Origin of the sequence: Duganella fentianensis (assembly GCF_009857835.1) — a bacterium.
Taxonomy (GTDB): Bacteria; Pseudomonadota; Gammaproteobacteria; order Burkholderiales; family Burkholderiaceae_D; genus Rugamonas; species Rugamonas fentianensis.
This window is the reverse complement of record NZ_WWCL01000009.1, coordinates 1-15,272: the sequence shown is the minus strand read 5'-3', so window position 1 is coordinate 15,272 and position 15,272 is coordinate 1. Positions and strand designations below refer to the sequence as shown.

Genomic DNA, 15,272 nt, shown 5'->3' with positions numbered 1-15,272 from the left:
AGTCCCGTTCTATCAGAATGCCGTCAGCGCTTTGCTGAATTTAATCAGCCAAAGCCGGCTTGGACGCTCGCGGTCCTCGCCACGCGCAACGCGGATGGTGTTGGCCGCATTACAACCGGCCGCCGTGCTGGTGATGATGGTGCCTGCCGCGTCGATATTGCACTTGGTGACATCCGCATCTTCCACCACCACGCCGGCAGCGTTGAAGACTTTGGTTTTCATGCCGAAGTCGTTGTCGTTGGCCAGCGCCAGCGTATTGCCATCGACGATAGTCAGGCCTTCCGCCTTCTCGGCCAGCCAGCCGATAGCATTCAAGTCCAGCAGCAGGGTTTTCTTCAGTGGCGTCACACTCTTCCAGTCCGCGCCATTGACCGCCGTAGCGCTCATGCTGCTCTTTTCCAGATCCGAAGTCTTGACGTTGTAGGCGCTTCCCGCGATATCGGTGGCCGCACCGATTTCCACCAGCATCAGCTTGTTGAACACTTTGCCGTTAGGCGCCGCGCCCTGCTCGATCACGATGAATTTGCCATTGCCCAGTGCAACCAGATCACCGAGTTTGGCATTGCCGGTACGGCCATCCTGATAGTCAGCTGCGTCGAGCGGATAGGCGTACATCTTGCCCGCGCTGCCAGTGACAGGATCGAACTCCATCCAGCGCGTGAAGCGTGCATAGCGTTCTATCGCCTCGCTCTTGCCCGTCACCGCATACGGCGCACTGCCATCCGTGAGCGGGCTTTGCAGGAAGCCATGCAGCTTGTCGGTGCTGGTATCCAGCGTCAGGCCTTCCATGCCGCGGTTGGCGCGCCGCTTGAGGAAGATGTCGGGCAGCCCGCTACCGGGCGCATACTTGTTCAGGATGACGCCGGTGGCCGGATCAACCTTGAGGATGAAGGGGCCGTATTCGTCGGAGATCCACAGCACGCTGCGCTTCTTGTCGACCACGATGGCTTCCGTATCCAGACCGCCCGCATTGAAAGTGGCTTTGCTGGCCGCGTCATATTTCATGGCGTCGAACACGGGCAGTTCAGCCGAGTTGCCCACACTGCCGGGTGCCACCGGCAAGCCGGAAGCATTGACTGTCGCCGATACCTTGAGCGGCGTGGAAGAAGTCAGCACCGCACCGGCCTTGCCCACCGTGATGATGCCGAACGAAGGCGTGAAGCTGGGCGACGGGAAAATTTTGGCGCCCGTCACACCGCTGCCGCTAAGCGATGGCAGATTGGGACCATCGCCATTCGGGCCGCGATCGGTCAGGCCATAGAATTCCAGATCGCCGCTGGCATTGGTGCCCTTGAAGGCCAGCGACGAGCCATAGGATGGCAGAAAGCCTTGCGGGAATTCTTCCTTGACCTTGGGGTTGCTGCCTTCGTACGGCACGTAGTAACTGGCAGCAGCCTGGATCTGGTAGCGCGTGACGCTGACGGCCACTGCGCCCAGTGGCGTAGTCTGGGTATAGGCTTCCGACACCGGCGTACCGACCCTGGACGCCAGCGTATCTTCGAAGTGTTCGCGTACCAGCGCGCGGCGGCTGTCGTCTATGCTGCGGGCCGCATATTTGCTGCCGGCACTGGCCAGCTGGGCGCTCATTGCCGCATTGAAGGCGGCAGCATCCAGCCCGAAGTCCGCGCTCTTGGCGGCCAGTGCAGTTTTCACCTCGGCCGTGAGCTTGATGCCGTTGGACGGATCGCTGTCTTCATCCAGTAATTGCAGGGCCAGCAGTCGATTAACTACTTTGTTGTCCTTGATATCCGTAACGCCCGCCAGCTGCAAGGGCGTAATGATGGCCGCACACGGAGCACTGCCCAGCGCTATGCCGCCTATGCTGAAGCTGACGCTGTCGCCGGCATAGCAGGTGTACTCGCCCTTGGCCGAGGTGCTGGCTTTCGCGGCAGTACCGGCAACATAGTCGAGGTTTTCCACCGCGCCATCCAGGAATACGCCCGTGATCGGCGTTTTGGCAGGGGCCGCAGTATCGCTGCCGCCGCAGCCGGCAAGAACGGAAAACACCGCGAGCGACATCAAGGAAAACTTTTTCATGCTGATCTGGCCTCAATTGAAAAAACCGAACTTTAGCGGCCGCCCATGACAAGCGTATGACGCCGGTTGACACCACCTATAAAACACCTATACTACCCAGACTATTGCTAACGGACTAACACCTCGATGCTGCCTCGCCGCCACCCGCTGTTCTGGATACCCTCGCTGTATTTCGCCCAGGGCCTGCCCTATGCCATCGTGATGACCATGGCGGCCATCATGTACAAGCGGCTGGGCGTATCCAATGAACAGATCGCCTGGTGCAGCAGCCTGCTGGGCATGGCCTGGGTGGTCAAACCGCTCTGGAGCCCGCTGCTGGAACTGGCGCCCAGTAAAAAATGGGCCATCGTCACGTTTCAGGCGCTAGGCGGCGCCTGCCTGCTGGCGGCCGCGCTGGTCCTGCGCGGTGCGGGCTTCTTCACCTTCAGCGTGGCGGCGCTGGCCTTGCTGTCGCTGGCCTCGGCCAGCCACGACATCGCCGCCGACGGCCTGTACATCGGCCAGCTGACGCCGCGCCAGCAAGCCATGTACTCCGGCTGGCTGGGCACGTTCTGGAATGGCGGCAAACTGTTCGTACAGGGTGCCGTCGTGGTGCTGGCCGGCGAGCTGGAAGCCCGCTACGATGTGCGCACGGCATGGGCCGTGGCGCTGGCCTTGCCCGGTGCCGCCTTGCTGCTGCTGGCCGCCTACCACGGCTGGGCCGCTCCGGCCGACCTCAGGGCCGATCCGGCGGATGCAGCCAGCCGCCAGCCATGGCGCACCAGCGCCGATGTACTGCTGAGCTTTTTCCGCAAGCCCGGCATCTGGCTCGCCATCGTGTTCGTGCTGCTGTTCCGTGTGGCGGAAGGCCAGGTGCAGACCATAGGCCGTCTGTTCCTGATCGATGATCGCGCCCATGGCGGGCTAGGCATGAGCACGCTGGACATGGGCATCGCCTATGGCAGTTTTTCCACCGTCGCCTACATTGCCGGCAGCATACTGGGCGGCTATTTCGGCGCCTGGCGCGGGTTGCGGCTAGCGATGCCGGTGCTGATTCTGGCAATGAATCTGCCCACCGTCACCTTCTGCTATCTCAGCGTGGCGCTGCCGGACAATCTGGCCCTGATCACTGCTGTACTGAGTGCGGAAATGTTCGGTTTCGGCTTCGGTTTCGCCGGTCTGGTCATGTATATGATGCAAGTGGTAGCACCCGGTAAATACCCGGCAGCCCACTACGCACTGGGCACTGGCGTGATGCAACTGGGATTGGTCCTATCCACCATGGTCAGTGGTAAAATCCAGGCTAGCCTCGGCTATCACGATTTTTTCATCTGGGGCTTGCTGGCTGCCTTGCCCTCGCTGCTGCTGACTTTCGTGGTGGCGCTGCCCGGAAAACCCCAGCAGGCTACGCTCGCGACCGGCGCAACGCCATGAGGTACGCCGCCCAGCCTGACCGATATCTACCCACGCCGGACCATGAATTCTGATCACCCCACTGCCCTCGTTGCCCAGCTAGAGACCCAGATCAAGGCACTGCGCCATGTGCTCGCCTATCGGCATATCTACGTCATCAGTTTTTCCAGCGCGGGAGTGATCGTCACGCATAACTACCCCTCGCACCAGCAGGCCACCAGTCTCGACCATTTTGTATTCCTGATCGGGCAGGATAATCTGGACGCCATCAAGGCCCTGATACGCACCTCGGTAACGGGCAGCGATGGCTGGAAGTTCTTCAATCGCGACCTCAAGCTGCACCTGCTGCGGGTGGATCAGGATCTGTGGAATATCGAAGTGGGCACGGTCGAAGAGGAAGCGAGCGACGAGCACTACCCCAGCCCCGATTTCGCCAAGTTTTACAGCCTGACCGAAACGCTGACCGAATTCCACGAATGGCAGACCAGCGGCGACGTCGACGGCGTGCTGGACCGCATCCGCAACCAGCACCTGCCGCAGATTCAGGCCGTCAAGGCCGCCATCAGCGACCCTATCCTGCTGATGTGCCTGGACCTGATCGAAGGCATGGTGCGCTCGGCCGTAACGGACGACGTCGAACTGGAAAACCATATCTACGCACTGCTGACACCGTCCGAAATCCAGGTGGCCAAGTTCATCAAGGTAGGCAAGTCCACCAAGGAAATCGCCCAGAGCCTCAGCGTGGCATCCAAGACGGTGGAAAACCACCGTAACAGCCTGCGCGCCAAGCTGGGCATCACCAACAAGGGCATCAACCTGCGCAATTACCTGATCAGCCTGTCGAACTAGGCAGATCCAGCACCGCACTGCGTCCCTTGCGGCCATTGCTGCTAAAAGCGGCTATCCGCACCTGCGCCCCCTCCTGCTGCGGCGAAGGCACCCATGCAAAGGGCGCCGTATAGACGGCCGCCTGCGCATCCGGCTCGCTACCGTCCAGCGTGTAGCGCATCGTCAGGCCGGGCAATTCCAGATTCGCGTGCAGCACGCCATCCTGCAGCACCACACCCGGCACCGGCAGGCGGTAAGCCGGCGGCACGGCCAGGCTATCGAGCCGTGGCAAGGTATGGCGCCCCAGCCGCTGGGAAAATTCGGCCCAGGCCGCATCCTGTGCAGCCCGGCGCGCTGCCATATCGTTCATGCCGGCCCAGACTGGCGAGGCACACCAGGCACGCTCGGCCACTGCCAGCAGACGGGGGAACAGCAGATAGTCGAGGCGCGCGCCGTCGCGCACATTCTCGCCCCATAACTGGGCCTGTATGCCGAGAATATTGGCGCGGCCCTGCTCGCTTAGCCGCACCATTCCGGCCAGAGCGGCCGGCTCCAGCGCCTGCCCCATCAGGTCGCAACGGGCATCCGTGTAAATATCTTCGGGGCAGAATTCCAGCACTTCGCGCAGACCGGGAAAGCCGGCCCAGTAATAACCGGGTTCCTCAGGGTCTTTGGCGCAAGCGAGGTCCAGATACAGCCGGTCGCCATTGCACAGCACCACCGGATAGCCGGCATTGGCCAGCCGGTAGCCGAGATCTTCGCGCCCCTTGCCCCATGCACTGAGCCACACATAGCTGCGCATGGGCGCATCGAGGAAACGCGGATTGGGCACAGCCCGGCCCGTGCCATCGGGCGCGCTGGCCACGGCCATTTCCTCCCACCCTGCCAGACGCAGGCCCAGATGCTGTACCAGTGCGCGCAGCTGGTCGAAAAAATACTCCTGCAGCTGAGCTGTCGTGGCCAGCCCGTGCTGCGCCATCAGCTGGCGGCACAGGGGTGACGCCAGCCACGCGCCGTCCGGCACTTCATCGCCGCCCGTGTGGATGGTGTGTAGCGGCGTGCCCGCTTCAGCGTATATGGATTGCAGTTCGCGCAGCACCGTCTCGATAAAGCGCAGGCAGCCGGGCCGGGCCACGCACATCACGTTATCGCGCCACAGTTGCACCGATAGATAGGTCGAACAGTCCTCCGGATCGGACAGCAGATAGGCTTCGGCCGCCTCCACCTGCCCCGCAGCCAGCAGGCGCTGATGGCGTGCCTGCATGGCCAGTATGGCGGCACGGGCATGGCCGGGCAAATCGATTTCCGGCAGCACGCTGATATGGCGGCGCTGTGCATGGCGCAGGATCTCGATGAAATCCGCGCGGCTGTAATAGCCGCTGCCAGCCGAATCCTGCGCCTGCGGCCCCGAGCCGAACGAAGCACACAGGGCCGCATCGGCGCCGCGCCGTGCGCCCACTTCGGTCAGTTCGGGCAGGGCGGCAATGGCGATGCGCCAGCCTTCATCGTCGCTCAGGTGCAAATGCAGAGTATTGAGCTTGTAGCAAGCCATCAGGTCGATGATGCGCAACACGGCAGCCTTGCCGATGAAGTGGCGTGCCACATCGAGCATCAGGCCACGGTAGGCGTAGCGGGGGGCGTCGCGCATCACGCCCAGCGGCAGCTGGATCACGCCCGCCACTGCGCTGCTCAGCAGTTGCAGCAGGCTCTGGATGCCATGGGCGATGCCATGCCCGCTGGCGCCGCAAATCAGCACGCCTTGCGGCCTCACTTCGAGGCCATAGGTTTCCTCTCCGTGCGCGATGCCATCGCCGGCCTGGGCCAGACGCAAGACGATGGCATCGCCCGCAGGCTGGCCATCGGCAGGCAGGCAGTGTGGCGCCAGCCCCCACTGCGCATCCAGCAACTCACGCAGCAGCTCGGCCTCGCTGGCCAGTGCAGGCTGGTACAGAATGCGCGTGGCAGCGCCCAGCGTCAGCCGTCCTGCCGCACTGCGCCAGCTCTGCGGCGCCGGCGTGAGCCCATGCAGCGCTTCGGCTTCGGGCAAGCCGCAGGCAGCGGCATAGCGCGTGGCCGCCGTGCTGGCCGGCAGCCTGTCCTCCGGACCGCGCTGCTGCTGCGCCGGAGTCAGGAACGGAGCAATCTGCGCATCGCCCAGCGCCCGCACCTGCTGGCCGCCCTGCGCATCCTGCAGCACCAGATAGAAACCCAGCGGCGCATCCGTCACACTGATCGCCCAGCCGGCCGACCAGTATTCGATCTCCAGTGTCTGGCCCGGCAGCAGTCCGGCGAAGCCTGCCGCCGGCGCAAAACCGAACAAATCGCCGCCGGGGTGTAGCAGACATACCGAAGCACTGAGCCGGGCCGGATCAACCGGCCGGCAGGTGTTGAAGTACAGCGTCCAGCCAGCGGCCGGCAAGGCCGCCGGCCCCGCATTGCGTATCTGCAGGCGCGCGCTAAAGCCGCTCGCATCATTGCCCAGACACGCCCATGCCAATTCCAGATTCATATGCCTCATCCTCTTGCGTACCCATGCCCGCCTTGCGGCGGGCATGGCCCAGCTCAGTAGCTCACACCTAGTAGCTCACACCTATCCGCAGGCCCACCGTGCGCGGATCATTCCACGAGGCGCGTACAAAGCCGCCTGCGTTGTTGGCGCCAAACCCGCTATAGAAATTGGCGGCATTCTTGGAACGCGTATCGGTCAGGTTCAAGCCATACAGCTCCGCATACCAGTTGTGCGGGCCGATCAGCTTGAGCGAACCGTCCACCGTGGAATAGGCCTTCTGCGCATCCGACATGTGCGGGTTATCCAGATTGCGCAGGCTGAAGTACATCTTGTCCTGCCACTTCACCGACAGCCACGGCACCAGCACATAGTCGTTCGGCAGGTTGATGTTCTGCGAGAAGTTCAGCGACATGGTGTACTTGGGCGAGAACGTCAGGTGGTTGCCGGTAATGTCATATATCTGCTTGCCCACCAGCGTAGGGTCGCTGCCCGAATACATGGGCGGGCAAGGCACGGCGCCGAATTCCGCCCGATAGCCGCAACCGTAGTTATCGCTATAGGTAGGGTAGTCGCGCATCTTCGAATTGATGTAGGCGAACGACGCCCCCAGCCGCGCACCGCGCCACGGTTTGTAATCCAGCTCGAGCTCGAGGCCGGGAATGTCGACCACGCCCACATTCTTGGTCATGCCTTTGATGATCACGTTGCAGGTGGGGTTGGTGGCCGGGCAAGGCGCATCCGTTTTCACCAGCGCCGAGAAGAACTGGCCATATTCCTGCTTGTCCTTGTAGCGGCTATAGAACAGCGTGGCCGACAGGTTCAGGCGATTCTCCAGGAAGCGGCCCTTGTAGCCCAGCTCCAGATTGGTCACCGTCTCCGGGCCCCACGGGAAGAAGGTGATGTGCGGACCCGCCGGACCATCCACGCAGGTCTTGCCGCCGCAGGCATCATCCTGATCCGAGAAGCCACCGGACTTGTAGCCGGTCGACAGCGAGCTATACACCATGTCCGACGGCGTCAGCTGCGCCATCAGGCCGAGCCGGTAAGTGAAGTGCTTCCAGCTTTGCTCGTTGGTATTGACGGCAGGCGGACCATACAGCGCATAGGCGCCCGTGCCGGCCAGTGGCCCCATGCCGGGGGTGAGCTGGGTGCCGTTGTGCGCAGCGAAGCCGGGCGTGCCGGGTACGCCCGGATTGAACTGGCCGTTGTAATAAGCCGGTTTGGACGGATCCCAGTCACCGCCGAACACCTTGCCGTTGTTGTTGATCTTGGTATCCCAGCTGTAACGGCCGCCGAAGGTCGCCGTCCATTGCGGGGCGAACTTCCAGTCGGTCTGGGCATACAGTGCCTTGGCGATCACCTGCACGTCCGGCTGGTTGTAGTACTGGCTGATCGGATAACCGTACGGTGCCATCGCCAGGAATTCCTGCGCATAGTTAATCTGGTTCTTTTCCTTCATGTAGAAGCCGCCGTACACGGTCTGGAAGGCGTCGTAATTCTGCTTGAGCTGCAGCTCGTGCACATCCGAGACGTATTTCGAATCCAGCGTGCGCGAGTTGGTGTCGAGCACAGGCCAGGTGCTGCCATTGCCGCCTGCGGGCACGGGCAGTTTGACATCGACCTGGCTGGCCAGCGGATGGTAGCCGGCATCATCGTCCGTCTGCTGGCTGCGTTTCTGGATGGCGTGCGCCAGGCTGTATTCGATGCGGTTGTTCGGGTTCAGATCCCAGATCAAATTGGAGCGCAGGGTGTTGATCGACATGTCGATCTTGCCGGGCAGGTTGATCTTCACATCCCACTGGCTGCCCGGGCAGGCGAAGCGCGTGCCGGCCGCCTGATCGCAATCCTTGATGAACAGATTGCCCGCGCCCGAGTTCTGGTAGCGCTCATACGCCACCAGCCATTCGACATCGCGCGCGGCCTTCCAGCGCGCCGACAGGCGGCCCGCCCATTCGTTCTTGTTGGTGTAGTAATCGGACGGATCGACCTTGCTGTTGAAGCGCTGGTCCACATCCGGAATACCATCGGCGATGAAGCCCCTGGACGGGATATTCACGTCCGTGAAGTCCTGCATCTGGTTGATCCAGCCATCGCGCTTGAGCTTCATGAACGTGCCGCGCAGTGCCAGGCTGTCGCTGATGGCGATGTTCTGCACCACATTGAGCTGGCGTTTGCGGTAGCTGCCCACATCGAGCACGCTGCTGCCATAGGTGGAGCCGAACTCCGGCTTGGCCGGAATGATGTTGATGCTGCCGCCCGTCGAGTTACGGCCGAACAGCGTACCCTGCGGCCCGCGCAGCACTTCCACCTGATCGAGGTCGAACAGCAGTGCCAGTGCGCCTTGCGGACGGGGCGAATACAGCCCCGCCACGTGCAGGCCCACGGACGGATCGGAAGCTTCGGTAAAGTTCTTGGTGCTGATGCCGCGTATCGCAATCTGCACGCCCGAGTCCACCGCCGTCGACAGCTGCAGATTGGGCACCGCGCCGGACAGGCCGCGCACGTCGGTGATGCCGGCACGGGTCAGGCTTTCCTGCGTAACCGCCGACACAGCCAGCGGCGTTTTCAGCAGCGCGCTCGAATGGCGCGTGGCGCTCACCGTCACCTCCTGCAAGGCTTCGCCGGCCGGTCTGGCCGTTTCGGCCACGGCTGCTGGCGGCACTTCGGCATCGCTCTGCTGTGCCCAGACGGTTTGTGCGCACACGGCGCAGGCGCCCGCCACGGCGACGCTGATCATGGTTCTACTTGTCATCAAATGCAACATGGTCTTCCCCTGTTTTCGTTATTAAGAGATCGGCACGTTCAGGCCGTGCCGGGTTTATGCTGGTTCGCTACGCGTGCCAGCACCAGCCGGCACGCTTCTCTTCTATTGCGGTCAATGCCGCCCTGGGTCTGCGTCTCCTTCTTCTTTATCTCCTCCTAATGCAATCGTTGTCCTCCCGCCCCCGGTTTACAGGCCCAGAGCTGCCCTGACCGCCGCCCGCGCGCTACAGGGCCGGCTGCCATACGCACACAGATGGCTGACGCCCGCGGGCAAGCGCATCTGACCATTGCTCAAGCTGATCACCAGCAGCTGCTGGCCAAATACCTCGGCCAGCTGGAACAGCAAGGCCTGCGCCGGCGCTTGCGGGAAGTCCTCGCCCGGCAAGGGATAGTTTTCCAGCACGGCCACAGCCAGCATGTGCGGCTGCACGCGGATGCTGCGTAGCCAGTCCACGGCCACCTCATAGGTCAGCGAATGGGCATGCAGCTGCTTGTGCGCACCGAACCAGCTGTCCGCCAGCACATCAAACGCCGCCACGTGCTGATTGGGGCCTATGCCGCGTGCGTTCATCAGGCCGTGGTAGGCCTCTTGCGGCGCAGTTTGGATCAGAAAAACTTCGCGCTCGGCACTGACCGGCAGATTGCCTGCAGGATCGGCCAGCACGGCGACTGCGGCCTGCGCCGCACGCTGGGCCAGCGCCTGATGCTCGCGCATCGCCAGCGGCAGGTAGTGGGCTATGCCCGACAGACGCGCCAGCTTGAACGACACCACCCGCAGCAAGGTGGCATCGAGTTCGGCTTCGCTCCAGTGGCCATCGCGCACTGCCGCCACCAGCCCGTCTATCATGGCCAGCTGTTGCTCCAGATAGTCGGGCTGATGGTCGTAGTGCTCCTCGGACAGCATCATCATGTCGATGCCGGACTGGAAGGCCAGCACAGCGGCCTCGACCGGCGAGTAGTTGCGGCGGATTGCGCCCATGTTCATGCTGTCGGAAATGACGATGCCGTTAAAGCCCAGCCGCTCGCGCAGCAGGCCGCGCAGCACCGGTGCCGACAGCGTGGCCGGATGCTGTGCATCGAGCTGCGGATAGCGGATGTGCGAAGTCATGATGAGCTCGACCCCGGCATCGATGGCGCGCTGGAACGGCAATAGGTCCTGCTCGAGCAAGGTAGCCAGCGGCTTATCGACCACGGGGATGTCACGGTGGCTGTCGACGGCCGTATCGCCATGGCCGGGGAAGTGCTTGGCGCACGCCACCAGCCCGCCCTGGCGCACGCCGGCCACGGCCGCAGCCACATGGCGCGCCACCAGCGCCGGATCGCTACCGAAAGCACGCGCATCGATGATGGGCGAATCGGAACGCAGATTGACGTCGGCACAGGGCCCCAGCACGCAGTTGAAGCCGGCCGAGCGCATTTCGTCGGCAAACACCTGATACATGGATGCCGTCATGCTGACGTCGTCCGCGTGGCCCAGCGCCAGATTGCCGGGACCGGTAGTCGATTCCGGCATCAGCACGCTCCATGCGCCCTCCTGATCGACGCCCAGTAGCAAAGGCACGGCGTCGCCGGTGGCCTGGTTGATGCGATCGAGGTCGCCCGTCAGCTGGCGGGCCTCGGCGAACGTGGCAGCATTGTCCTGACTCAGATAGCAGCCACCGAGGCGATAGCGTTCGATCAGCGTACGTACCGCTTCGGCCTGTTTGCCGGGAAAGGCCAGTATGAATAGCTGTCCGACTTTTTGTTCCAGGGACCAGTGGCGTACCTGCCGCGCCGCGCGCTCCCGATAGGTTGAAAACATAGAATGCTCCAGAATAAAGGCGTAAGGCTGCCCCGGCCGCGCGCAGCGCAGCCTGAAAAACAGCAAGCTAAGGAAAAGAGCGGTGCTAGCGACGGGGTCGTCGTAACCTGCCGCTCGTGAGCGTGACAGCGCAAATGATAATTACGCCCCGCAAGATCAATTGCTGATCAATGTCCAGCCCCATCAGAATGAGACCGTTGTTGACCATGGCCATGATCAAGGCCCCCATCAGCGATCCGGCGACGCTACCTTTGCCGCCGAATAAATGGGTGCCACCGATGATGACGGCAGTCAGTACCATCATCAGATCGTTCTCGCCCAGCGTGTAGCGGGCGCTGTGCAGCCGGCCCGCATAGAGGATGCCGGCCAGCGCGGCCAGCAGCGCATTGATCAGCAGCACCCACATCTTCACGCGCGCCACATTGATGCCGGCGTAGGTCGCGGCCAGCTTGTTGCCGCCACTGGCCAGCACGGCCTTGCCGAAAGCCGTATTGCGCAGCACCACATGGCCCAGCGCCACCACCAGCATCATCCACAGGAACAGCACGGGCACGGGGCCGATATCACCCGAACCGAACAGGAAGGCAAACACTTCATGATCGACCGGCACCGATTGCAGCGCGCTGACCGAGCGCGTGATGCCGGTGATAATGCCGGCCGTTCCCAGCGTGACCAGAAAAGAAGGAATACCGATCCGGCTGACCAGCGCACCGTTGACCAGACCGCACAGCGCTCCCACGGCCAGTGCGCCGGCCACGGCCACCAGCATGCCATACGGTAGCAGCAGCGCCACCGTGACGGCGGCCAGCGCGACCACGGCGCCGAAGGACAGATCGATCTCTGCCGCCGACAGTACGAAGGTCATGCCCACCGCCATGATGGCGATCATGGCACTCTGGCGGGCGATATTCATCAGGTTGTTCTCGCTCAGAAAGCCGCGCTCATGCAGCGTGACGGCGAACAGCAGGAACAGGCCCGCGAACACCACGTAGATCAGCATGGAACGCCAGTCGCGCACGCGGCTTTGCGCAGTCGCGGGTACCGCAGGTGTGCTCGTTTGCATAGGGATATCCATTCTTCGTCCTCTCGAATTCGTCGTCACGTCAGGGCTGGCAAGGCGTACCATGCAGTGCGCGCAGCAGCGCCTGCTGTCCAGTAGCCGCCGCCAGCGGCGGGCCTATGCCATCGTCGGCGAGCAGATGGCAGGTGTCGCATAGCGCTGCCAGCATGGCGTAGTCGCTGCTGGCGATCAGCACGGCGTTGCCCTGCGCCGCGTAGTTACGCACGATCTGCCACAGCACCGATTGCGCCTGCACATCCATGCCGCTACCGGGTTCGTCGAGCAGCAGAATGCGGCCCTCGGTGCTCAGCGCGCGCGCCATCAGCACCTTCTGCTGGTGCCCGCCCGATAACAGCCGTACCTGCTGCCCCGGGTCTTCCGTCTTCAAGCCGAGCCGGCGCAACAGCCCGGTGACGATCTGCTGGCCGCGTGCATCGTCGATCAGCAGCGCCGAACTCAGACGATCGAATAGCGACAGCAAGATGTTTTCCGACACGCTCAGATCCAGCACCAGGCCAGCCCGGCGCCGGTCGCCCGGCAACAGATGCAGGCCATGGGCGATCGCTTCCGACGGATGGCGGACGTGCAGCTCCTTGCCGGACAGTGCCAGCGTATAGCCATGCAGCGCCTGCAGACCGAAAATCGCTTCCAGCATGGCGCTGGCACCGCTACCGCTCAGGCCCACGATCTCGCCCGCACGCACGCTCAGGGCAGCTTGCTGTGTGTCGCTCTGGCGCAGTTGCAGCAGAGGTGCGGCGTCGTCGGCGAGAACGTTCACGGCAGGCCAGGATGCACCGGACAATTGTGCCGTCAGCAGCGTCAGCACGGCCTGTGCGCTGGTGGCCGCGACTGGCAGCGTATGGGCAATGCGGCCATCGCGCAGGATGCTGAGCTGATCGCAGACTTCGAACACATCGCGCAGGCGGTGGGTGATATAGATGATGGCCATACCCTGTGCTGCCAGCCGCTTCACGGTCCGGTACAACAGCCCCACTTCGGCAGCAGTCAGGTTGGCACTCGGCTCGTCCAGTATCAGAACGCGCACCTTGCCGCTGAGAGCTTTGGCAATTTCCAGTAGCTGCTGCTGGCCGCGCGTCAGGGCACCGACCGTCTGCCAGGGATCGAGTTCAATGTGATAGCGGGCCAGCAGCGCACTGGCGGCCCGCATCATGGCGGCTTCATCCACGAAGCGGGTCCAGCCATCATTCCAGCGCGTCAGGAAAATATTCTCTGCGACCGTCATGGTCGGAATCAGACTGAGCTCCTGATGCACCATCGCGATGCCGGCACGGCGCGCCGCGCCAGCATCGTCAAACGAGTGCTCCTTACCATCAAGCAGAAGCTGGCCGTGATCCGGTGCCAGTATGCCGCTGAAGATTCTCATCAACACCGATTTGCCAGCGCCGTTAGAACCCAGCACGGCGTGCACCTGGCCAGCCTGCAATTCGAAATGCACGCCGCGCAGTACCGAGCTGTCGGCAAACTGTTTATGTACGTTGCGCGCTTTCAGGATAGGCAGGGAATTCATCGCGCGCCCTTTCGAGCTATGGCCTGCGCTACGGCAGCCGGCAATTCGCGGTTCAGCGCACGCTGCCACTGAGTACTCAGGTTGGCACTATCGACCCGAACTGCATCGACGGTGACGAAGGCCGGCGCCGGCCGGTTCAGCAAAGCCAGCCCGCCCATACGGGCGACGGTCTGGCCCATCTCGTAAGGCAGATCGCTGACGATGCCGGCCATATTGCCACCCTTGACCATGTCCAGCGCGTTGGCGGCCCCCAGGTCCATCGTCACCACTTTCAGATCTCGCCGTCCGGCAGCGCGGGCAGCAGCAGTCACGCCTTCGGCGATGCTGTCCCACGGCGCGTAGATGGCGGAAAGCTTGGGGTACTGGGTCAGAATAGCCGAAGCGATCACCTCGCCGTCCTGCTGGTTGCTGATGCCGCGCGTGGCAACCACCCGTATGCCGGGGTAGCGCGCCAGTGCCTGTTTGACGGCCGCATCACGCTGATTGGTGACGAAGTAGTTCGCGGCGTGATAGATCAGCGCGACATCGCCTTTGCCTTTGATACTGCTGGCCAGCATATCGGCCGCCGTCTGGCCCATGGCGAGATAGTCGTCGGTGACGATGCCGGCGTAGTCGCGACCGTGCACCAGACCTTGCGGCACGTTGCTGATGAAAACCAGTTTCACGCCAGCGGCAACCACGGGACGGAAAGCGATGGCACCAGACACGGGATCGATTACCAGCGAGACGATCAGATCAGGCTTGAGTGCCATCACGGTTTCGAGATCGGTGCGCTGTTTCTGCGGGTCCATGCCGGCATCTGTCACAGCCACCACGCTGATACCCAGTTCGGCAAAGCCTTTGCGCGCACCGGCGATCAGGGCACTGGAGAAATCCGAGCTGGTGTGCATGACCAGGGCAGCGCGATACGGCTTACGCTTCAGCGCAGCGATGTCGCTCGCTTTGAGGACGACGGCAGCGTAAGGGGTGGGCTGTTCGCCATGAGGTCCACGCGACAAAGGCTGAGCGTGCGCACTGAGCGCCACGGCCAGCATACCGGTCAGCCACCACCTCCGAGTACCCATTTTCCACCCTTAGTTAAATTTACATTAAATATACTAGGTATTTAGGTAGGTAGTATAGGTATTTTATAGGTGTTGTCAAATAAAAATGATGTAAACGCAAAAAACCCCACCTTCGGCACTGAGCGCGATCTTGAGCGCGTTCAGGCAGATGGTGGGGTTTTTCTAATAACTAGCTTGACGATAACCTACTTTCACACTGGTTGCAGCACTATCATCGGCGCAGAGTTGTTTCACGGTCCTGTTCGGGATGGGAAGGGGTGGGACCAACTTGCTATGGTCATCAAGCTTTG

The 15,272-nt window shown here is 62.5% G+C and carries 9 protein-coding genes and 1 rRNA gene; 2 read left to right on the top strand and 8 right to left on the bottom strand.

The genetic code is table 11. The annotated features are described in order from the left end of the window. Positions 1–12: 12 nt before the first annotated feature. Positions 13–2,037, bottom strand: coding sequence for an esterase-like activity of phytase family protein (locus GTP23_RS21910; RefSeq protein WP_161037081.1), 2,025 nt, complete (start codon positions 2,035–2,037; stop codon positions 13–15). 126 nt (positions 2,038–2,163) lie between these two features. Here GTP23_RS21910 and GTP23_RS21905 point away from each other — a divergent pair, with 126 nt between their 5' ends. After that, positions 2,164–3,450 carry an MFS transporter gene (locus GTP23_RS21905; RefSeq protein WP_161037080.1) on the top strand — a complete coding sequence of 429 codons (1,287 nt, stop codon included), beginning with the start codon at positions 2,164–2,166 and terminating at the stop codon, positions 3,448–3,450. A gap of 42 nt (positions 3,451–3,492) precedes the next feature. Further along, positions 3,493–4,278: a helix-turn-helix domain-containing protein gene (locus GTP23_RS21900; protein ID WP_155436814.1), complete on the top strand. Its 786-nt coding sequence runs from the start codon at positions 3,493–3,495 to the stop codon at positions 4,276–4,278. Here GTP23_RS21900 and GTP23_RS21895 read toward each other — a convergent pair. The 7 genes from GTP23_RS21895 to rrf all read right to left on the bottom strand — a co-directional run bounded on the left by GTP23_RS21895 (position 4,262) and on the right by rrf (position 15,267). After that, positions 4,262–6,766 (bottom strand): family 20 glycosylhydrolase, encoded by a 2,505-nt coding sequence (locus tag GTP23_RS21895; protein WP_229256239.1) that lies wholly within the window; start codon positions 6,764–6,766, stop codon positions 4,262–4,264. The genes GTP23_RS21900 and GTP23_RS21895 overlap by 17 nt on opposite strands. A 67-nt stretch (positions 6,767–6,833) precedes the next feature. Beyond that, positions 6,834–9,503, bottom strand: coding sequence for a TonB-dependent receptor (locus tag GTP23_RS21890; protein ID WP_229256238.1), 2,670 nt, complete (start codon positions 9,501–9,503; stop codon positions 6,834–6,836). A gap of 213 nt (positions 9,504–9,716) precedes the next feature. Then, entirely contained in the window at positions 9,717–11,330 is a 1,614-nt protein-coding gene (locus GTP23_RS21885; RefSeq protein WP_161037077.1) for a glycoside hydrolase family 3 protein, read from the bottom strand. An 85-nt stretch (positions 11,331–11,415) separates the two neighbouring features. Next, the gene (locus tag GTP23_RS21880) at positions 11,416–12,393 is read right to left on the bottom strand and encodes an ABC transporter permease (RefSeq protein WP_161037076.1); all 978 of its coding nucleotides are present in this window, start codon (positions 12,391–12,393) and stop codon (positions 11,416–11,418) included. A 40-nt stretch (positions 12,394–12,433) separates the two neighbouring features. Continuing rightward, the gene (locus GTP23_RS21875) at positions 12,434–13,918 is read right to left on the bottom strand and encodes a sugar ABC transporter ATP-binding protein (RefSeq protein ID WP_161037075.1); all 1,485 of its coding nucleotides are present in this window, start codon (positions 13,916–13,918) and stop codon (positions 12,434–12,436) included. Further along, entirely contained in the window at positions 13,915–14,982 is a 1,068-nt protein-coding gene (locus GTP23_RS21870) for a substrate-binding domain-containing protein (protein WP_161037074.1), read from the bottom strand. Before GTP23_RS21870 ends, GTP23_RS21875 begins: the two co-directional genes overlap by 4 nt. Positions 14,983–15,154: 172 nt before the next feature. Next, positions 15,155–15,267 (bottom strand): 5S ribosomal RNA (rrf, locus tag GTP23_RS21865). Positions 15,268–15,272: the final 5 nt, after the last annotated feature.

Excerpts from the sequence above, each read along its gene's own strand:
- GTP23_RS21900 (WP_155436814.1), top strand. The coding sequence starts at position 3,493 with ATGAATTCTGATCACCCCACTGCCCTCGTTGCCCAGCTAGAGACCCAG.
- GTP23_RS21870 (WP_161037074.1), bottom strand. The coding sequence starts at position 14,982 with ATGGGTACTCGGAGGTGGTGGCTGACCGGTATGCTGGCCGTGGCGCTC.
- GTP23_RS21905 (WP_161037080.1), top strand. The coding sequence starts at position 2,164 with ATGCTGCCTCGCCGCCACCCGCTGTTCTGGATACCCTCGCTGTATTTC.
- GTP23_RS21895 (WP_229256239.1), bottom strand. The coding sequence starts at position 6,766 with ATGAATCTGGAATTGGCATGGGCGTGTCTGGGCAATGATGCGAGCGGC.
- GTP23_RS21890 (WP_229256238.1), bottom strand. The coding sequence starts at position 9,503 with ATGATCAGCGTCGCCGTGGCGGGCGCCTGCGCCGTGTGCGCACAAACC.
- GTP23_RS21910 (WP_161037081.1), bottom strand. The coding sequence starts at position 2,037 with ATGAAAAAGTTTTCCTTGATGTCGCTCGCGGTGTTTTCCGTTCTTGCC.
- GTP23_RS21875 (WP_161037075.1), bottom strand. The coding sequence starts at position 13,918 with ATGAATTCCCTGCCTATCCTGAAAGCGCGCAACGTACATAAACAGTTT.
- GTP23_RS21880 (WP_161037076.1), bottom strand. The coding sequence starts at position 12,393 with ATGCAAACGAGCACACCTGCGGTACCCGCGACTGCGCAAAGCCGCGTG.
- GTP23_RS21885 (WP_161037077.1), bottom strand. The coding sequence starts at position 11,330 with ATGTTTTCAACCTATCGGGAGCGCGCGGCGCGGCAGGTACGCCACTGG.